The 18,273-nt window shown below is 70.1% G+C and carries 16 protein-coding genes; 8 read left to right on the forward strand and 8 right to left on the reverse strand.

Annotation, left to right across the window (positions count from 1 at the left end; all coding sequences use genetic code 11):
* Positions 1 to 125: 125 nt before the first annotated feature.
* The gene (locus tag QSK32_RS20725; protein ID WP_052720481.1) at positions 126 to 611 is read right to left on the reverse strand and encodes a C40 family peptidase; all 486 of its coding nucleotides are present in this window, start codon (positions 609 to 611) and stop codon (positions 126 to 128) included.
* 427 nt (positions 612 to 1,038) lie between these two features.
* On the opposite strand from QSK32_RS20725, the gene QSK32_RS20730 reads away from it, so the two are divergent.
* Positions 1,039 to 1,944: an AEC family transporter gene (locus QSK32_RS20730; protein ID WP_045742677.1), complete on the forward strand. Its 906-nt coding sequence runs from the start codon at positions 1,039 to 1,041 to the stop codon at positions 1,942 to 1,944.
* A 9-nt stretch (positions 1,945 to 1,953) separates the two neighbouring features.
* Here QSK32_RS20730 and QSK32_RS20735 read toward each other — a convergent pair whose 3' ends face one another.
* Positions 1,954 to 2,736 carry a matrixin family metalloprotease gene (locus QSK32_RS20735; RefSeq protein ID WP_285472815.1) on the reverse strand — a complete coding sequence of 261 codons (783 nt, stop codon included), beginning with the start codon at positions 2,734 to 2,736 and terminating at the stop codon, positions 1,954 to 1,956.
* 321 nt (positions 2,737 to 3,057) lie between these two features.
* On the opposite strand from QSK32_RS20735, the gene QSK32_RS20740 reads away from it, so the two are divergent.
* Entirely contained in the window at positions 3,058 to 4,887 is a 1,830-nt protein-coding gene (locus tag QSK32_RS20740) for a carbohydrate-binding module family 20 domain-containing protein (protein WP_045742675.1), read from the forward strand.
* Positions 4,888 to 4,903: 16 nt separating this feature from the next.
* Positions 4,904 to 5,095, forward strand: a complete 192-nt coding sequence (locus tag QSK32_RS20745) for a hypothetical protein (RefSeq protein WP_045742674.1) — start codon at positions 4,904 to 4,906, stop codon at positions 5,093 to 5,095.
* Between the two features lie 18 nt (positions 5,096 to 5,113).
* Here the strand turns inward: QSK32_RS20745 and QSK32_RS20750 are convergent, their stop codons facing one another.
* Positions 5,114 to 5,992: a helix-turn-helix transcriptional regulator gene (locus QSK32_RS20750; RefSeq protein ID WP_045742673.1), complete on the reverse strand. Its 879-nt coding sequence runs from the start codon at positions 5,990 to 5,992 to the stop codon at positions 5,114 to 5,116.
* 103 nt (positions 5,993 to 6,095) lie between these two features.
* Between QSK32_RS20750 and QSK32_RS20755 the strand changes: the two genes are divergently transcribed.
* Entirely contained in the window at positions 6,096 to 7,010 is a 915-nt protein-coding gene (locus tag QSK32_RS20755) for an SDR family NAD(P)-dependent oxidoreductase (protein ID WP_285472816.1), read from the forward strand.
* On the opposite strand, the gene QSK32_RS20760 is transcribed toward QSK32_RS20755, so the two are convergent.
* Genes QSK32_RS20760 through QSK32_RS20775 form a run of 4 tightly spaced genes read right to left on the reverse strand, consistent with a single transcriptional unit; the run spans position 7,000 to position 12,687 of the window.
* Positions 7,000 to 7,782, reverse strand: coding sequence for a carbohydrate ABC transporter permease (locus tag QSK32_RS20760; protein ID WP_285472817.1), 783 nt, complete (start codon positions 7,780 to 7,782; stop codon positions 7,000 to 7,002). The genes QSK32_RS20755 and QSK32_RS20760 overlap by 11 nt on opposite strands.
* 35 nt (positions 7,783 to 7,817) lie before the next feature.
* Complete coding sequence (locus QSK32_RS20765; RefSeq protein WP_285472818.1) at positions 7,818 to 8,678, reverse strand: carbohydrate ABC transporter permease; 861 nt, start codon at positions 8,676 to 8,678, stop codon at positions 7,818 to 7,820.
* Entirely contained in the window at positions 8,672 to 9,976 is a 1,305-nt protein-coding gene (locus QSK32_RS20770) for an ABC transporter substrate-binding protein (RefSeq protein ID WP_285472819.1), read from the reverse strand. The genes QSK32_RS20765 and QSK32_RS20770 overlap by 7 nt, the downstream gene beginning before the upstream one ends.
* Complete coding sequence (locus QSK32_RS20775; RefSeq protein WP_285472820.1) at positions 9,976 to 12,687, reverse strand: family 78 glycoside hydrolase catalytic domain; 2,712 nt, start codon at positions 12,685 to 12,687, stop codon at positions 9,976 to 9,978. Before QSK32_RS20775 ends, QSK32_RS20770 begins: the two co-directional genes overlap by 1 nt.
* A gap of 159 nt (positions 12,688 to 12,846) precedes the next feature.
* Here QSK32_RS20775 and QSK32_RS20780 point away from each other — a divergent pair, with 159 nt between their 5' ends.
* From QSK32_RS20780 to QSK32_RS20790, 3 genes are all read left to right on the forward strand, one after another.
* Positions 12,847 to 13,740 (forward strand): AraC family transcriptional regulator, encoded by an 894-nt coding sequence (locus QSK32_RS20780; RefSeq protein ID WP_285472821.1) that lies wholly within the window; start codon positions 12,847 to 12,849, stop codon positions 13,738 to 13,740.
* A gap of 244 nt (positions 13,741 to 13,984) precedes the next feature.
* Complete coding sequence (locus QSK32_RS20785; protein WP_285472822.1) at positions 13,985 to 15,592, forward strand: lysyl oxidase family protein; 1,608 nt, start codon at positions 13,985 to 13,987, stop codon at positions 15,590 to 15,592.
* A 59-nt stretch (positions 15,593 to 15,651) separates the two neighbouring features.
* Entirely contained in the window at positions 15,652 to 16,236 is a 585-nt protein-coding gene (locus QSK32_RS20790; RefSeq protein ID WP_045742667.1) for a DUF998 domain-containing protein, read from the forward strand.
* A gap of 36 nt (positions 16,237 to 16,272) precedes the next feature.
* On the opposite strand, the gene QSK32_RS20795 is transcribed toward QSK32_RS20790, so the two are convergent.
* The gene (locus QSK32_RS20795) at positions 16,273 to 17,337 is read right to left on the reverse strand and encodes an MBL fold metallo-hydrolase (RefSeq protein ID WP_285472823.1); all 1,065 of its coding nucleotides are present in this window, start codon (positions 17,335 to 17,337) and stop codon (positions 16,273 to 16,275) included.
* Between the two features lie 62 nt (positions 17,338 to 17,399).
* On the opposite strand from QSK32_RS20795, the gene QSK32_RS20800 reads away from it, so the two are divergent.
* A complete protein-coding gene (locus QSK32_RS20800) occupies positions 17,400 to 17,975 on the forward strand; it encodes a TetR/AcrR family transcriptional regulator (protein WP_045742665.1) in 576 nt (191 codons plus the stop codon).
* The last annotated feature ends 298 nt before the right edge of the window (positions 17,976 to 18,273 follow it).

The following is an 18,273-nucleotide window of genomic DNA, read 5'->3' on the forward strand; positions in this document are numbered from 1 at the left end:
CCGCGACGGCACTCAAGGTTCTGGGCCGGGGATTCCTCGGTTTCCGCCCGGGTGCCGAACGGGTCTGTTAAAACGGCATGGGCCGCCTCCCCAGCCGGGGAGGCGGCCCATCGCGGTGTCTGTGGTTAACCGATCCGTCCGAAACGGACCTGGCTGCGCGAGAAGATGTCGGCGAGTTTGACGTGGTCACCCGGTTTGGGGGCGTGCCACACCTTCCCGCCGCCGGCGTAGATTCCCACGTGGTATGCGCGCCCGCCGCTGACCCAGAACACCAGGTCGCCGGGGCGCACCTCGGAGGCTGCGAGCTTGCGGGCCTTGTGGTACTGGGCGTTCGCGGTCCGGGGGAGCGTCACGTGCGCCTTCTTGTAGACGTACCCGGTGAGGCCGGAGCAGTCGAAGGCGCCCGGTCCGGAGGCGCCGTAGCGGTAGGGCCTGCCCTTGAGGGCCTTCGCGTAAGCGACCACTTTCAGGCCTCTGGCCTCGACGGTCTGCTCGGCGGTGGGGGTCTTGGTGGCTGCCACGGCCTCGGCGGGGGAGAAGCCGATCATCAACGCGGCGGCGAGAGCGAGGGGGACGATGGTACGCAGGAGGGAGCTGATGCGATGGGCCACGAGGTTCCCGGGTCCTTCGACCCGCCCACGGGGAGTGCCCCGTTCCTGCCCGGTCGAATGTCTCGGAAGTATCGACCATCTACGTGCGCCCGGCGGGCAGGACTCGGCGTCCGGGGCACGGCTCCTTCCCCGGACTGCGGGAAGTTGCCGGACACGTTCGGCCGGGTTCCGGGGTTCCCGGAGGTCTTCGGTGGGTGTGGCCGGTCACCGAACGGTTGCCGTTAGACCTGGTGGGGCCATCGACGGACCGTTCTACCGGGCGGGCACGCCGATACCTTCCCAGGGCACCGCGGAACCGGCGCAACCCGGCACCGGGGGCGTTCGCCCCCGGCGGGCACGGCCGGATCGTGTTCGCCGGGTCGGCGATCGGGGCGACCTACGCCACAGGACTCGTGTCCGGTCTGCCGGGGTGTGACACCGTCCCCGCATGATCAACGCATTGTCGGGGTTCGCCCTGCTGGCCGTCATCGTGCTGGTCGGGTGGGCGCTGCGGCGCTGGGGCGACCTGCCGGACGACACCGAGGCGACCCTGGGCCGGCTGGCGTTCCTGGTGCTGGCGCCGTGTCTGCTCTTCCAGGGTGTGCTGGACGCGGACCTGAGTCTGCTGCTCAGCACCCCGCTGCTGGTGTCGACGCTCGCGGCGATCGTGTGTTTCGCCGTCTTCGCGGTGATCTTCCACCGCCGCGATCCCGGCACGCGGATCATCGGGGCGCTGGCCGGCGGGTACACCAACGCCAACTACATCGGCCTGCCGATCGCCACCTACGTGCTGGGCGACGCCACGCTGGTGGTCCCGATCGTCTTCGTGCAACTGGTGATCATCACGGTCGCCATGGCGCTGCTGGAGTTCGGCACCCGGCACCACGTCTCCTGGCGCCGCGTGCTGCTCCTGCCGCTGCGCAACCCGATCGTGGTGGCGGTGACCCTCGGCGCCGTCGTGGCGGCGACCGGGCTCACGCTGCCGGCGGTCGTCCTCGACCCGGTCACCACGATCGGGCAGGCGTGCGTACCCGTGGTGCTGATCGCTTTCGGCATGTCGCTCTCCGGCCGCCGGGTGCTGGCCCCGGGCCCGGAACGGCTGCCGACGATCGTGGCGGTGCTGCTGAAGACGCTCGCCATGCCGGTGGTCGCGTTCCTGCTGGCCTGGGCGTTCGGCCTGTCCCGCGAGGCGGTCTACACGGTGACCGTTCTGGCGGCCCTGCCGTGCGCTCAGAACCTCTTCGTGTACGCACAGCAGGCAGGCGCCGCGGTCATCCTGATCCGCGACGCCATCTTCCTGTCCACGCTCGCCTGCCTGCCGGTGATGGTGGTGATCACCCTGGTGCTGCGGTGACGCCGCCGGTCAGTCCTGCGTCACGTCCTCGCCGTAGACCGGAGTGCTCCCCGCGCTGCTCGTGGTGGTCAGGCACCCACCGGCCCTGCCCAGGATCCGCAGCCCGCGGAGATCCCCGGCGCCCCATCGGGCGGCCTTGCCGGTCAGCATCGGATACATGATCTGCTTGCGGTCGGAGGCGGCGTGCCCCATCCCCACCGCGTGCCCGATCTCGTGCATCAGCAGCTGCCCGGTGGTCCCGCCGGTCTCGGCGGCGAACCCGCGTGCCATCTCGGTGGTCACGGTGGCGTTGAGGACCACCGACCCCCGGAAGATCCGCCAGGCCTTGTCACCATTCTTCGTGTACGCGCTGACGTAAGCCGGCCCACCCTGGCCGGCCTGGGTGGCGCCCCGTGGCAGCATGCTGCTCTGCTTGCCCGGCACCGCCCAGGCGACGACCACGTCGGCTTCCTCGAACGGTTCCGGTGACCCCGAGTCCCGTTGCGGCACCGTGCTCGTGGCTCCGGCGTACCGGAACGTCAGCCCGGTGGCCGTGCCCACCCGCCTGAACGCCTCCTTGACCTCGGCCAGGGATTTCTTCGGTGCCCTGTCGAGGTTCACCCGGTAGGTGACGGCCCCGCCGCAGGGATCCCACCGGGCGATGGCACCTTTCCCGCCGGTCTGGGTGATGAACGTGTACGAGGTCGCACTCCCGGCGGCGGCCTGGGCGGCCTGTGGCGCCGGCACGGCACCGGCCGTGGCGGTGATGGTCGCCAGCAGCGTGATCGTCGCGGTGGTCCGGCGGCGGCGCATCCAGTCTCCGTCCACTACGGGGAGGGGGATGTCCCGCAGTACCGCGTTCATCGGCAGCGGTGCCCGGTTCCGGTGCACAAGTGATGGCCCTCACGGGCCGGGGATCCTCCCGGCGGGTGGAACAGCGGACATTCTCCGGGGAGACCTTTGCCACTGGAAAAATCGCCGGGATAACGGGCGTTTCGACCATTCCGCGTCAGCACGTGAATGTTCAAGTAACTCTCCGTGCGAATGGCTCCCGGATTCGGCGCCGCGGGCCATTGACGAGAATGGGCAGCTCATGCACCCTCGCCAAGATCAGAACCGACCGAGGGGACCCTCGTGAACCGAAAACTGCGAGTAGCCATCGCCCGGACCTCCGGCGTGGCTCTGATGGCCGCCGGAGGGCTGGCCGCGGTCGTGCTCACCCAGCAGGCCGACGCCGCCGAACGCCTCAACGACAGCGACGTCACCGCGAACCTGTGGGAGTGGAACTGGACGTCGATCTCCACGGCGTGCACCACCGAACTGGGCCCGGCCGGATACGGCGCGGTCCAGGTCGCCCCGCCCCAGGAGTCGGTCACACTGCCGACCAGCGTCGTCGGCGCGCACCCGTGGTGGGAGGTCTACCAGCCGGTCTCGTACAAGATCGAGAGTCGTCTGGGGACCCGCGAGCAGTTCGCCGCCATGGTCGAGGCGTGCCACACCGCGGGCGTGCGCGTCTACGTCGACGCGGTCATCAACCACACCGCCGGCAGCAAGAACACCCTGACCACCGGCTACGCGGGCAGCACCTTCACCGCGAAGAGCTACGACTACCCGGCGGTCCCGTACACCACGGCCGACTTCCACCACGCCGGTGACGGGTCCTGTGCCGACGAGGACGGCCAGATCGACGCCTGGGACGACCCCGCCGAGGTGCAGAACTGCGAACTGTCCGGCCTCTCGGACCTCAAGACCTCCTCCACCGGGGTACGCGACAAGATCACCGGCTACCTCAACGACCTGGTCGGGCTCGGCGTCGACGGCTTCCGGGTGGACGCCGCCAAGCACATCCCGCAGGCCGACTTCGCGGCGATCGTGGCCGGACTGAAGACCACCACGGCCGAGGGCAAGGCCCCGTACATCGCCCAGGAGGTCGCCAACGGCGGCACCGGCACCCTCGCCCCGCGGCAGTACATCGCCAACGGTGACGTGCTCGGCTTCTCCTACGCCGACGCACTGAAGAACCACTTCACCGACGGCACCCTCGACGAACTGGGCGGCATCCCGAACTGGGGCCTGGACCTGCCGAGCGCGAACACCGCCGCGATGGTCGCCAACCACGACACCGAACGCGACAAGAACACCCTGCGCTACCAGGACGGGTCGACCTACACGCTGGCCAACTACTTCCTGCTCGCGTACCCGCACGGCAAGCCGTTCCTGTACGACGGCTTCACCTTCTCCGACGACAACACCGGACAGTCGCCGCCCGCCGACAGCAACGGGTACGTCAGCGACACCGACTGCACCACCGGCGCCTGGCAGTGCCTGACCCGGTCGACCGGCATCAAGGGCATGGTGGCCTGGCACAACACCGTCCAGGACGCGACCACCGCCGCCGACTTCACCGCGACCGCGAAGAACATCATCGGATTCCGCCGCGGCTCGCTCGGCTGGGCCGGCCTGAACGCCTCGAGCAAGGCGTCCACCGCCACCTACACCACCGGCCTGGCCGACGGCACGTACTGCGACCGGGTCACCGGCGGCGCCACCGGCAGCGGCTGCGCCGGCACCACGGTCACCGTCTCCGGCGGCAAGGCCTCGGTGACCATCCCGGCGAACAGCGCGGTCGCGATCGACGTCAACGCCAAGGCCGGCACCGGCGCCACGACCTGCACGACGGTCGCCGTCACCTTCGACGCGAACGTCACCACCGAGTGGGGCGAGAACGTCGTCGTGCTCGGCGACAACGCCGCCCTGAGCACGTGGAAGACCACCGGGGGAGTGACGCTGTCGGCCGACTCCTACCCGGTCTGGTCCGGCACCGTCGACCTGCCCGCGAACACGAGCATCGAGTACAAGTACGTGAAGAAGGAAGGCGACACGGTCACCTGGGAGACGGGCGCGAACCGTACCCTCAAGATCGGTTCTGCCTGCTCCCAGCGGGTCAGCGACACCTGGCGCTGACGCTCAGCATCGGCACATGGAGGACCCGGACTTCCTGCTGTCGGTCATCACGCGGCTGGCCGCCATTCCCCGACCGCCCACGTCGGACGGGGAACGGCGGGCCGCCGACCTGATCCGTGACGATCTCGCCGCGGCGCTGGTTCCTGCGCCCGGATATTCGGCGGACCGCCCACCTGTCGGTGGGCCGGATCCGGCGCATTCCTCGTGAAGCCTGACGCGGCGCGGATCACCGTGCTGCTGCGTCGGTGTCGGGCTGCGAAGCGCTGACCAGGGACTGGGTGCCCAGGACGACGGCGAGGGCGAGGCGGTCGGCGTCGTCGGTGCCGGGTTCGGCGGTGTAGACGGTGATGCGCAGGTCGTCCAGGGAGACCAGCAGGGTGTCGCAGTCCAGGGTCATGCGGCCGGCTGCCGGGTGGTCGACGGTCTTGCGGCGGGACGGCTCGGTCACCACCGGCGGGGACGGGGACTCCCACAGCTCGGCGAAGCGGGGGCTGGCCGCGGACATGTCGGCGAGCAGGCGGCGCAGGGCCCGGTCGGCGGGGTACCGCGAGGCGGTCAGGCGCAGGTCGGCCACCAGGCGGGTCTCGTGGTCGGCGTGTTCCCGATCGGTGTGGACGACCCGCGACGGCAGGCCGGTGACGGTGCGCCAGACCGCGTTGCGTTCCCGGCCGTGCCAGGCCGTGGTGTCGCCCATCAGTGCGTCGTACGGCGCGTTCGCCAGCACCAGTGTCCACGTCGCGTCGTAGACCACCACCGGTGTGTGCGACAGCCGGTCGAGCAGGCGCTGGACGCTCGGGGACAGCCGGGACGGGACCACGTCCGGGCCGGGGGCGGCGTGGCCGGCCAGGCGGTAGAGCAGGTCGCGTTCGACGTCGGGCAGCCGCAGCGCGCGGGCCAGCGCCTCCACCACCTGCGCGGACGGTGCGGTGGCCCGGCCCTGCTCGAGGCGGATCAGGTAGTCGGCGGAGATGCCGGCCAGGGCGGCGAGCTCCTCGCGGCGCAGGCCGGTGGCACGGCGCCGCGATCCGGCGGGCACACCCACGTCCTCCGGGGTGACCCGGTCCCGCCAGCGACGGACGGTCCGGCCGAACTCCCACGTCTCCACACGGTCCAGTCTGCCCGCACCGTCGCCTCTTGTCGTGGTACTGGTGGTCCTACGAAAACCGGACGACTGCCTGCGGACCGGGGACCGCCGCACGCTGGGTCCCATGAACGAACCCGGAACTGTTCTGATCACCGGCCCGACCCGGAACCTCGGGCGGCACACCGTCCTGGCGATGGCCCGCCGGCCGCGCGCCGACCGGCCCACCCTTCTGCTGGTCGGGCGTGCCGGGCCTGATCTGGCGGCGGTGGCGGCGCAGGCGCGGGCGCTCGGTGCCACGGTGCACGAGATCGGCTGCGACCTGGCGAGCCTTACCGACGTGCGGGCGGCCGCCGGCGTGGTGCGATCACTGGTGGACTCTGGTCGCGTACCCCCGATGAAGGCCCTGATCGCCAATGCCGGTGTCATCGCGGCGGAGAGCGGCCAGGCGACCGGCGACGGATTCGAACCGACCTTCGCCGTCAACTACCTGGCACACGCGCAGCTGATCGGCGACCTGCTGGACTCCTTCGCGCCGGAGGGGCGCGTGGTGCTGCTGGGGTCGAACACCTACCACGCGAACGTCTGGCGCAAGCTGCTCGGCGTGGCCCCGGCGCAGTGGGCCGACCCGGTCGAACTGGCCCGGCCGGCGGCGGGGCGCTCGCCGATGACCGCCTACTCCACCGCCAAGCTGGCGATCCTGTACTACGCCCATGAGCTGCAGCGCCGTGCCGGTGACCGGATCCGGGTGTCGGTGTTCGAGCCGGGCTGGATGCCGGGTACCGCGCTGGGCCGGGGTGCGCCCGCGGCGGCGCAGGCGATCGGCCGGGCGCTGGGGCGGATCCCGGGGGTGTCGACGCCGGAGCGGTCCGGTCCGCTGCTCGCGGCGACGGCTCTGGACACGCGGTGGGCACATCTGCGGGGCGGCGCGTTCGTGCTGAAGGACCGGCTGACCGAGGTGCAGCCGGTCGCCCAGGACCGGGAGCGGGAGCGGCGCCTGTGGGAGGCCACCGCCGTGATGCTGGCGTCGGTCAGCCCTTGATCGCGCCGGCGGTCATCCCGGCGACGATCCGCCCGTTGAAGAACAGGAACATGATCAGCGGCGGGATCGTGACCAGCAGGATGTCCATGAAGAGTAGGTGGTACTGCGTGCCGAACTGTCCGGCGAAGTTGTAGACGGTCAGCTGCACCGTCGCGTTCTCCGAGCCGGGCAGGAAGTAGAGCGGGTTCACGAAGTCGTTGAAGACGGTGACGGACTGGACGACGACCGCGGTGATCACTACCGGTCGCAGCAGCGGGAGGATCACCCGGAAGAACAGCCGGGCGGGGCCGGCGCCGTCCAGGATCGCCGCCTCGTCCAGCTCGCGGGGGATCGTCGCGACGAACGCGCGGAACAGCAGCACGCAGAACGACAGTCCGAACGCGACCTCGACGGCGATCAGCCCGGCCATGGTGCGGAACAGGCCGAGGCCGTCGAGCACCCAGATCGTCGGCACCACCGCGGGCGGGATGATCAGCCCGCTGAGCACCAGGAAGTTGATCATCCCGTTCCAGCGGCTGGCCCGGCGTTGCAGGACGAACGCCACCATCGCGGCCAGCACCACCATGATCGAGACACTGCCGACAGTCAGAATCGTGCTGTTGATGTACGCGATGATCAGCAGATAGTCGTCGGCCTTGAGGACGGTGATCAGGTTGTCGACGAAGTGGAACTCGGTCGGCCAGGAGAAGTCGAGCCGCGCCGCCTGCCGTTGATCCTTCGAGGCGGTGAGCAGGATGAACCCGAACGGCACCAGGAAGACCACCGACGACACAACAATCGCGATAACTCCGGAAAAAGTGGACTTTCTCAAATCTCGACCTCTTTCCGGTTGAGAAAGCGGGACAGGGGCAGCACGATCGCGGTGACCACCACGAACAGCACCACGTTGCCCGCCGTCGACAGCCCGTAGAACCCGGCCTGGTACTGCTTGTAGATCACCGAGGCGATGACATCCGACGTGAAGCCCGGACCGCCCCGCGTCATCGCCCAGATCAGGTCGAACGACCGCAGACCACCGATCAGCGACAGGATGATCACGGTGACGGTGGCCGGCCGGGCCAGCGGCAGGATCAGGTGCCGGAAGTTCGCCCACGCGCCGGCCCCGTCCACCCGGGCCGCCTCGAAGTACTCCTGCGGGATCGACACGATCCCGGCGATGTAGATCAGGGTGGCCAGGCCGACGCCCTTCCACACGTCGACCGCCGCCACCGACAGCAGCGCCCACGACGGATCGGTGAGCCAGCCGGGGCCGTCGACACCGGCGGCCCCCAGCACCTGGTTGATCAGGCCGCGTTCCGGGTTCATCAGCACGGTGAACGTCAGGCCGACGCCGATCGTGCTGACCAGCACCGGGAAGAACACCACCGACCGCAGATATCCGCGGGCGACGATCCGGGAGGTGAGCACGACCGCGAGCAGCAGCCCGAGCACCACCTTCGCGCCGGAGGTCACCACCCCGTAGATCAGCGTGTTGACGAACCCCTTGACCAGCGCCGGCTCCCGGAAGAACGTGACGAAATTGTCCAGGCCCACGAAATGCGACTCGAACAGCGTCCACCGGGTCAGGCTGAACCAGAACGACGCGAACGTGGGCGCCAGGAACAGCACGCCGTAGACGACCGCGGCCGGCAGCAGGAACCAGTACGGATAGACGGACCGCCTCACCATCCGGTGAGCCCGAGCTGCTGCGCCTGCTTCTTCACGTCCTCGTCGTAGAGTTCCGCACCGGATTTCGCGTCACGGATGCCGGAACCCACCTCGACGCAGATCTGTTCGAGGGCCGGGCCCTTCACCGGGGACAGGAATTCCAGGGCCAGACTGGATCTGCCGGGCGTGGAGAGATAGGTCTGCATGTCCTTCACCGCCTGCGGCACCGAATCCGGAAGCGTGCACCCGGTGAGGGCGAACGGTCCCTGCGGCGCGGCGGCCGCGGTCTGCGCGTCACAGCCGGCCGGACTGGCGACGAAGGCGAGGAACTTCAGCGCCGCCTCCCGCTTCGCATCGGTGGTGCTCGCCGGGAGATAGACGCCGGCCGGCGCCCACACCGTCAGGCCGTTCTTCGCGGCGTCGGTGCCCGGAACGGCGAACAGGCCGATGTCGTCGACCTTGTCCGGGAAGGTGCCGGCCAGCTGGCTGATGATGCCGGACAGGATCGGATAGTGCGCGCCCTTTCCCTCGGCGAGCAGGGCGATCGCGTCGTCCAGTTTCGCGGACGCGAAGTCCTCGTTCGTCCAGCCGGCGTCGTGCACCCGCTGCAGGTGCTGGAATCCGGCGACCGCGGCCGGGGTGGACGCGTACTTCACCTGATTGGCGGTGTACTTCTCGGCGAACCGCGGATCGGCGGCGGACACGTTGTGGAAATCGCCGAGGATGAACAGCTGCGACGTCCAGGTCTCGCCGTACGATTGGACGACCGGCGCGATCCCGGCCGCTTTCAGGGCGGCGTTGTTCGCTTCGAACTCGGCCCAGGTGACCGGCACCGTCAGCCCGAGTCTCGCGTAGACGGCCCGGTTGTAGAGGATCGCCCCGGCGTTGTAGTTGCCGAACGGCGCGGCGTACACCTTGCCGTCGGCGGTGACCGAGGTGGTGAAGTTCTGGTCGAGCTGCGCGGCCCACGGCTGGTCGCCGACCGCGACCAGGTTCTTCGCCGGGGCCAGGGCCTGCATCAGCGACCCCGAGTTGTATTGGAAGACGTCGGTCATGTCGCCGGTCGCCAGCCGGGTCTTGATGAGGTTGTCGCCCTCGGTGCCCTGCGGCCGGATCTCCACCTTCACGGTGATGCCGGGATTGGCGGCAGCAAATGCGGTGGCCAGGCCCTCGCCCAGCTTCCGGTTGGTGTCGGAGTTGTCGACCAGGAATGTCAGCGTGACACCGTCACCGTCGTCCTCGCTGGATCCGAGACTGCCGGCGCTGCAGCCGGTCAGCGCGAGGCAGAGGACGACGGAGGCGGTCAGGAATCTTCTCATCAGTGCTCCTCGGTCAAGAGAACCTGGAGGCGGGTGCGCAGTTCCGCCGCGTTCGGCACGAACCCGAAAGCGGTCAGGGCATCGACGAGCCGGGCGGCCGGCGCGTCGAGATATCGGCCGAGCCGGGCGGCGGCCGCGGGTTCGTCCGCGGCCGCGCCGGCCCCGACAGCGGCGTCCACGACCGCCCGCCACAGCGGCTCGTCGTCGAGGACGTCCCGGACCGTGCCGTGCACGACCGGGGTCACCGGGTCCGGCACTGTCCAGAAGTGATCACCGTGCTCGACCCGGACGTCGCCCTGCCCGGGCAGCCGCACGGTCGCGGCGCTGCCCACCGGCACCCGCAGATCCAGGCGCAGCTCGCCGCCGGCCCGCTGCCACGAGACCTCCGCTCTCCCGTACGGCGTGAGCAGCCTCGCCCGGGCCGCGGTGAGCGCGCGGCCGACCACCGGCGCGACCAGGAGTTCCCGGTACCCGGGGGCGGCCGGGGCCAGCCCCGCGACCCGGCGGTGCATCCAGTCCGCGACCGCACCGAGCGCGTAGTGATTGAAAGAGGTCATCTCGCCGGGGTTGATCGAGCCGTCCGGCAGCATGCTGTCCCAGCGTTCCCAGACCGTCGTCGCACCCATCGTCACCGGGTACAGCCAGGACGGGCAGCCGGTCTGCAGCAGCAGCCGGTGCGCCACCTCGGCGTGACCGGTCGTGGTGAGCGCGTCGGCGATCAGCGGCGTGCCCACAAACCCGGTCGCGATCCGAAACCCCGAGGCCCGGACCAGGTCCGCGAGCCGTTGCCCGGCCCGTTCCCGCTGCCGCGCGCCGGGCAGCAGATCGAATTCCAGGGCCATCGCGTACGCCGTGGCGGTGTCCCCGAGCACCCGGCCACCGTCCGTCACGTACTCGGCGGCGAACGCGTCGCGTACCCGGTCCGCCAACTCCCGGTACCGCTGGGCGACATCGGTCTCGCCGAGCACCTCCGCGGCGGCCGCCACGGTCCGCGCCGAGTGCGCCAGATAACCGGTGGCGACCACGTCCGGGTCGGTACGGGCCTGGAACGGGTTCTCCGGCGGCGCGGCCGGATCCAGCCAGTCGCCGAACTGGAAACCACCCGTCCACAGGTGGTCGTCGCCGGCCAGCGCGGCGATCCGGTCCACCCAGGCGCGCATGCTCGGCAGCTGACGGGCCAGCAGCTCCCGGTCGCCGGTCCGCTGGTAGAGCGTCCACGGCACCAGGGCGGCGGCGTCCCCCCAGGCCGCGGCGGCCGGACCGTCGTCGTGCAGCACGTCCGGCACCACGAACGGCACCGAACCGTCCGGCAGCTGCTCGGCGGCCAGGTCGGCGAGCCACGAGGTGAGGAAACCGGCACTGTCGTGCAGGAACGTGGCGGTCGGCGCGAACACCTGGATGTCGCCGGTCCAGCCCAGCCGCTCGTCGCGCTGCGGACAGTCGGTCGGCACGTCCAGGAAGTTGCCGCGCATGCCCCACACGACGTTCTCGTGGAACCGGTTCAGCAGGTCGTGGCTGGACGCGAACCATCCGGTACGCCGCAGGTCGGAGCCGACGACGACCGCCTCGACGTCCTCGGCGCGCAGGTCCGGCACCCCGCTGACCTCGGCGTACCGGAAACCGTGGAAGGTGAAGACCGGCTCGAGGGTGATCTCGTCCGGGCCGGCCAGCAGGTAGGTGTCGGTGGCGGCGGCGGTCCGCAGCGGGCGCACCCCCAGCCCGCCGTCCTCGAGCACCTCGGCGTGCCGGACCGTGATCTCGTGACCGGACCGGTGGCCGCGGGTCTTCAGCCGGACCCAGCCGACCAGGTTCTGCCCGAAGTCGATCAGAGTGCCCTTGACCGCGACGGCGGGGAGGACCCCGGTGACGCGCATCGGCGGACCGTCCGCCGCGACCAGCCTGCCGAGGTCGGCACCGATGACGTTCACCGGTGAACGCGCCGGGACCGATCGACGGAGATCGGTGAGTTGTCCATCGTACAAATCATCGAATCTGATCCGACTGGGACCGCAACGCCAACTGTCATCGGTGACCACCGATCGGGTGGTGCCGTCGTCGAAGGTGAGTTCGAGTTGTGCCAGCAGCGCGCGCTTGTCGCCGTAAAGGGCGCGGCCCTGCTGGAATCCGAGGCGACCGCGATACCAGCCGTTGCCGAGCAGCACGTCGAGGCTGTTGTCGCCGTTGCGCAGGAGCGCGGTGACGTCATGCGTCTGATAGCGCAGGCGGTGGTGATAACTGGTCCATCCGGGAGCGAGTTCGTGGTCGCCGATCCGGATGCCGTTGAGGTGCGCGCGATAGAGGCCGTGGGCGGTGATGTGCAACCGGGCGCGGACCACACCGCCGTCGATGGTGAACCGGCCCTGCAGCGCATTGTCCTCGTCGTTCTCCGGCGCGACGAAAACGGCTGTCCAATCCTCCGGATGCAGCAGCCCCACCTCGGCGGTGACCGGTTCCGACCATTCGCTCCAGTCCTCGCCGCGCACCCGCACCCGCACGGTCGCCCGCTCGCGGGACGACAACGGCGGCCCGGGCCACGGCACCAGAACCTGTTCGGCGCCGTCGACCAGGTATTCGTCGTCGCCGATCGCGATCGCATAGGCCCGCTGGCGATGACCCGGCGGCGCCTCCTCGACGATCCAGGAGAGACGCGGCGTGCCGGTGCCGAGAACGGATCGACTGTCGTGTTCGAGGCGCAGGGCGGACGGGCGCATGGGGCTCCTCGTGTCAGGACGATGTGCGCCTGCCCGCGAGGTTTCCCCCGGATTACCACACGGTTGCGGGCGCAGATCCATCGTGGTGTCGCCGCCCCGGCTCGGATAGGCCAAGCTGCACCTGGAGTAGCACGATCGGGACGTCTACCGTGGGCGGGCATGACCGACTATCCGGTGGAGGACACCCGGGGCCTGGTGTTCCTGGCCGACGGGGCATTGGCCTTCGCCGGCCCCTACCTGCATCAGGACCGGCACCCCGACCACACGCACAGCTTCGTGGAGATCGCCCTGATCGTCGGCGGCACCGGCGTGCACCGCTCGATGACCGGCCGCCGCCCCTTGGCCACCGGCGATGTCATCCTGCTGCGCCCCGGCGTGTGGCACGGCTACGAGTCGTGCGACGGTCTGCGCCTGTACAACTGCGGCTTCTCCACCGACCTGCTGCACCGGGAACTAGCGTGGACCCGCGAGGAACCGCTGCTCGGCCACCTGCTGTGGACCGGCCCCTACGCGTCCCAGCGCCGCGGAATCCTCACCGGCCGGCTACCCGATCCGGCGCTGGCGGAAGCCGCGAACCATCTGGATGCGCTGGGCCGGGGCCCCGACCACGGCGACGTGATCGGCCGCCTGATCCTGTTCCTGACCGTCCTGTCCCGGGCGATGCCCGGCCCGCCGCCCGGCACGTCAGCCACCCACCCGGCGGTGACCCAGGCGATCCGCCTGCTGGAGACCGACCCGGCCCGTCCCTGGAACCTTGCGGACCTGGCCGGCCGGCTCGGGCTCAGCCCCGGCTATCTGGTGCGCATCTTCAAGGCGACGACCGGCCTGCCCCCGGTGGCCTACCTGTCCCGGCACCGGGTGGAGGCGGCCGCCCACCTGCTGCTGCACACCACCGACCCGATCACGCAGATCGCGCAGAGCGTCGGATGGCCGGACCAGAACTACTTCGCCCGCCGGTTCCGCGCCCACTACGGCCTGAGCGCCTCCACGTACCGGCGCCGTTTCACCGACGCCGCCCACGGCGTCACCGGAGGTCATCGAGCGCGGGGCTGATCGGCCGGCGGACGTGGTACGCGTCCTCAGCGCCGGATCCGTCCTCAGCCACACCGGCAGACCCGCCCGGAGGATCAGATGATGCCCGGCCGGACCGAACGCCCCGACTGGACCGGCCGGTCTGGTGGCGGGCTCCGATCGGCTGACAGCTGCGGCACCAAAGACCTACAGCTTCTTCTCAGGTTCTGGGTTGAGATGTTCTCCACGTGACCGGCTCCTACCGGCCTGAGCAGTGGAGGAACGCTTGATCGAGTACCGGGGAAGCCGCTGGCCGGCCGTCGGAGTGGCGCTGGGAACGCTGGTGCTGAGCGGACTCGCGGTGGGCCCGGCGCAGGCCGCGACCACGCCGGCTCCGCTCAGCATGGTGGCGGCAACCGGGACCGTGACCGCCGAGCGGTACGCCGTCAAGGGCGAGCCGGCGTACGTCTCCCTCGACCTGGGCATGCACCTGATCGCGGGCCGGGACGCCTTCGAGGTGCGGGCGAAGCGTGCCGGGTACGACAAGCCGATCACCGCGACCCGCACGGTCGTCAAGAACGGTAGGAAGACGCAGGTCAAGCTGCCGGCCGGGACGGTCAAGGACTTCACCGGGCTGAAGGACTTCACCACGATCACCATCCAGGACAAGGCCGGTAAGACGGTCACGTCGTACCAGACGTCGTTCTGCGGCAACTCCTACTCGACCGGCCGGACCCGGCGGGACGCGCCGGCGACCAGCCCCTACCCGGCCGACTGCGGCGGGTACAGCCCGAACCCGTTCCGCCTCGGCGCGGTCTGGGGTGTGCAGGCGGGCTGGGACTCGGCCGTCGACGACCGGCCGCGGTCGGAGACACAACTGTCGAAGCTGACCGCCGGGACGTACACCGCGACCGCCACCGTCAACAAGAAGTACCGCAGCATGTTCGGCATCCCGGCAGGGAAGGCGGCGGCGACGGTCGCGGTGAAGGTCGTCGACGTGAAGACGGATGAGGGAGGGATCGAGGCGGCGCGGGCCGCGGACGCGCGGGCCGCCGGGCCGGTGACCGCCGCCGGTCACGACGAGCACGGGCTGCACGCGGCACAGGGCGACGCGAGCCGGCAGGTCTCGTCGTACCTGCCCGAGTTCCGGGCTGCCGCGAGTCGTCCCGCCACCGTGAAGGCGACGCCGCAGGGCCCGAAGCCGGACCTCCGGTCGCTGCCGGCCTGGGGGATCTCGCTCACCCAGGGCGAGGACGAGAAGACCGGGAAGACCAACGGCAAGTGGTACGTGAACTTCGGCGCCACCGTGTGGAACGCCGGCACGTCCCCGCTCGTCGTCGACGGTTTCCGGCGTACCGGCACCGAGAAGATGGACGCCTACCAGTACTTCTTCGATGCCAAGGGCAAGCAGGTCGGTTCGAAGGCCGCCGGGACCATGCAGTGGGACCCGCGTGAGGGTCACATGCACTGGCACTTCACCGACTTCGCCCAGTACAACCTGCTGGCCGCGGACAAGAAACTCGCCGTCCGCAGCGGCAAGGAGGCGTTCTGCCTGGCCAACACGGATGCCGTCGACTACACGATCAAGGGTGCGAAGTGGCGTCCGGACAACACGTCGCTGGCCACGTCCTGCGGCGCGAACACGGTCGTCGCGGTGCGTGAGGTCCTCGACATCGGCAACGGTGACACCTACAGCCAGGACCGCCCCGGCCAGTCGTTCGACATCACCAACCTGAAGAACGGCACGTACTACATCCAGGTGAAGGCCAACCCGTCGAACCACCTGGCCGAGCTGACCACGAAGAACAACACCTCACTGCGAAAGATCATCATCGGGGGTACGGCCAAGAAGCGCACCCTGACCGTCCCCGCGGTCCACGGCATCACCGGCTGACCGGCCGGCTGCCCGGCCCTGCCGATCGGCGTCCCGGTCGGCAGCGGTTGAATGGCGCGATGACATCATCGTCCGTGCCGTGGTGGGCGGTCCTGTCGTCGGCGTCGGCGCCGGTGCTGCTGATCGGCGGCTGGGAGGTCGCCGCCCGGCGGCAACCGGCCGGCTTCGACAGCACGGTCGACACGATCAGCGCGCTGGCCGCCCTGGACGCCACCGACCGGTGGCTGATGACCGCGGCCCTCGTCGGCGTCGGCATCGCCCACGTGGTGACCGCGCTCGGACTGTCCCGGGCGGCGCCGGCGGGCCGGATCGTCCTCGGACTCGGCGGGGTGGCGACGATGCTGGTGGCGGCCTTCCCGCTCGCACCGGACGCTTCCACGACCGCCCACATGACGGTGGCCACCGCCGCGTTCGTCGCCCTGGCCGTGTGGCCGGCGCTGGCCTGGCGTCGCGGCCCCGGCCCGGCGGCGCTGCGCCCGGCGGTGTCGTCCGCCGCCGCCCTGGTCCTGCTCGGCCTGATCGGCTGGTTCGCCGTCACCCTCACCACCGGCGACCATGTAGGCCTGGCCGAACGGGTAGCCGCCGGCGCGCAGTCGCTCTGGCCCCTGGCCACGGTCCTCTCCAGCCGTGGTTCAGGAAGATGATCGAGCAGACCCCGGAATCGGGCCGGGGATGACCCCTTAAGCGATCTGCTCCCACCAGGCGTCGAACTCCGGCGGGCTGTCCACGTCGATGCGCTCGCCCGGACGCGGGACCGCGAGGCGTACCCCATGAGCCTTCGACTCCTGCCAGACGCGTTCGACGGGCTCGGCCCAGCGGTGGGCGGCCAGTTCGAAGGTGGCCCAGTGCACGGGGATCATCAGTCCGCCCTGGACGTCACGGTGCACGGCGACACCGTCCTCGGGGAACATGTGGATGTCCGGCCAGTCGTGGCTGTACGCGCCGATCTGCACCAGCGTCGCGTCGAACGGCCCGTGCTGCGCGCCGATCTCCGCGAACCCGGGGAAGTAGCCGGTGTCACCCGAGTAGAAGACCTTCCGGGACGGGCCGTTGATCACCCAGCTGGCCCAGAGGGTGTCGTCGCGGCTGAGCCCGCGCCCGGAGAAGTGCCGGGCCGGCGTGGCGATCAACTCGACGCCGGCGACGCTGACGCTCTCGTTCCAGTCGAGTTCGGCGATCCGGTCGGCCGGCACACCCCAGCGCTCCAGGTGCGCGCCCACTCCGAGCGGCACCGCGAACGTCACCGGGTGCTCGGTGTTCGCGGCGAGCTGCTGGATCGTCGCCATGTCCAGGTGGTCGTAGTGGTCGTGCGAGATCACCACGGCGTCGACCGGCGGCAGCTCGTGCAGCGCGATCGGCGCCGCGTGCAGCCGCTTCGGCCCGGCCAGCTGCGACGGCGAGCAGCGGTCGCTCCACAGCGGGTCGAGCAACACGCGGCTGCCCTCGATCTCGATCAGCGCGCTGGAGTGCCCGTACCAGGTGATGTGCAGGCCGTCCGCGTCGCCGCCGCTACTTCGCACCACCGGGATGTCATGCTTCGGCCGCCGTGCCTCGCCGCCGAACAGCGCCCCGGCGGCGACCCGCGGAATCGCGCTCAGCGACAGCGAGTTGCTGGTCGGCACACTGTTGCGGAACTTGCCACCGTCGAACTGCGGAGAGGCTTGGATCCGGGTACGCCGTGAGCCGCTCGCCTTCGCACCGATCTGCGCGGCGATGTTGGCCGGGGACGGGTTCTTCGTCGTCATGCCCCTAATGTAGGCGGCGATAACAATGTATGCAACGCCAACATTTTGATAGGGTGGCTCGCATGGCTTACCACCACGGAGACCTGCGCGCGGCCCTGCTGGCTGCGGCCGAGGACGCGCTGCGCACGCGGGGCCCGGGCGAGCTGTCACTGCGCGAACTGGCCCGCGAGGTGGGGGTGAGCCCCGCCGCCCCGAGTCGGCACTTCCGGACAAAACAGGCATTGCTGGACGCGTTGGCGATGGAGGGCTACGACAGGCTGACCGCCGTGCTGGGCCCGGCCCTGACCGGAGGCTCGTTCGCGGACCGGTTGAACGCGCTGATCCGCTCCTACGTCACCTTCGTGACGGAGAACGTGGCCCTGCACGAGCTGATGTTCTCCCGCAAACACGACCCGTCCGCCCCGCCCGAGCTGATCGCCGCGACGCACCGGCTGATGGGCCTGGCCCTGGGCGTGATCGAAGACGGCCAGCGGCGGGGCGAGGTGCGTGCGGGGCCGGCGCTGGAGCTGGCGGTGCCGCTGGCCGCGGTCCTGCAGGGCCTGGCCGACCTGACCTCGCACGGAGGTTTGCCGGACGCGAAGGCCGAGGACGCCTTGCGCGAGACGATCGCCTTCACGCTGCGCGGCTACGCCCCCTGATCAGGGGACTCATGATTCCTCGGCTGCGAGTTCGGATCCTGCCGGATGCCACGTGCTTTGGTCTGCGGGACCATGCGGTATGAGCTGTCTTCGGTGAAGACTTCGATCGGGTGTTAACCATCGACAAGGAGTCATGGGGGATCAGTCCTGATGGCAGGCGCTTTGGCTGGATACTGGGCGCCATCGCATCGAATATCAAGGGCCTCCGGCGTGAGCGGGGGGAGTTCCCGGCAAGCGTCGTGTTCGCTGGTTGACGAGCAGCTCAAAGGCCTCTTCGGCATGGTTCACCACGATCTCT

Origin of the sequence: Actinoplanes sp. NBRC 101535 (assembly GCF_030269225.1) — a bacterium.
GTDB classification, from domain to species: domain Bacteria; phylum Actinomycetota; class Actinomycetes; order Mycobacteriales; family Micromonosporaceae; genus Actinoplanes; species Actinoplanes rectilineatus.

Excerpts from the sequence above, each read along its gene's own strand:
- QSK32_RS20730 (WP_045742677.1), top strand. The coding sequence starts at position 1,039 with ATGATCAACGCATTGTCGGGGTTCGCCCTGCTGGCCGTCATCGTGCTG.
- QSK32_RS20735 (WP_285472815.1), bottom strand. The coding sequence starts at position 2,736 with ATGCGCCGCCGCCGGACCACCGCGACGATCACGCTGCTGGCGACCATC.
- QSK32_RS20745 (WP_045742674.1), top strand. The coding sequence starts at position 4,904 with ATGGAGGACCCGGACTTCCTGCTGTCGGTCATCACGCGGCTGGCCGCC.
- QSK32_RS20755 (WP_285472816.1), top strand. The coding sequence starts at position 6,096 with ATGAACGAACCCGGAACTGTTCTGATCACCGGCCCGACCCGGAACCTC.
- QSK32_RS20765 (WP_285472818.1), bottom strand. The coding sequence starts at position 8,678 with ATGGTGAGGCGGTCCGTCTATCCGTACTGGTTCCTGCTGCCGGCCGCG.
- QSK32_RS20770 (WP_285472819.1), bottom strand. The coding sequence starts at position 9,976 with ATGAGAAGATTCCTGACCGCCTCCGTCGTCCTCTGCCTCGCGCTGACC.
- QSK32_RS20775 (WP_285472820.1), bottom strand. The coding sequence starts at position 12,687 with ATGCGCCCGTCCGCCCTGCGCCTCGAACACGACAGTCGATCCGTTCTC.
- QSK32_RS20780 (WP_285472821.1), top strand. The coding sequence starts at position 12,847 with ATGACCGACTATCCGGTGGAGGACACCCGGGGCCTGGTGTTCCTGGCC.
- QSK32_RS20790 (WP_045742667.1), top strand. The coding sequence starts at position 15,652 with ATGACATCATCGTCCGTGCCGTGGTGGGCGGTCCTGTCGTCGGCGTCG.
- QSK32_RS20795 (WP_285472823.1), bottom strand. The coding sequence starts at position 17,337 with ATGACGACGAAGAACCCGTCCCCGGCCAACATCGCCGCGCAGATCGGT.
- QSK32_RS20800 (WP_045742665.1), top strand. The coding sequence starts at position 17,400 with ATGGCTTACCACCACGGAGACCTGCGCGCGGCCCTGCTGGCTGCGGCC.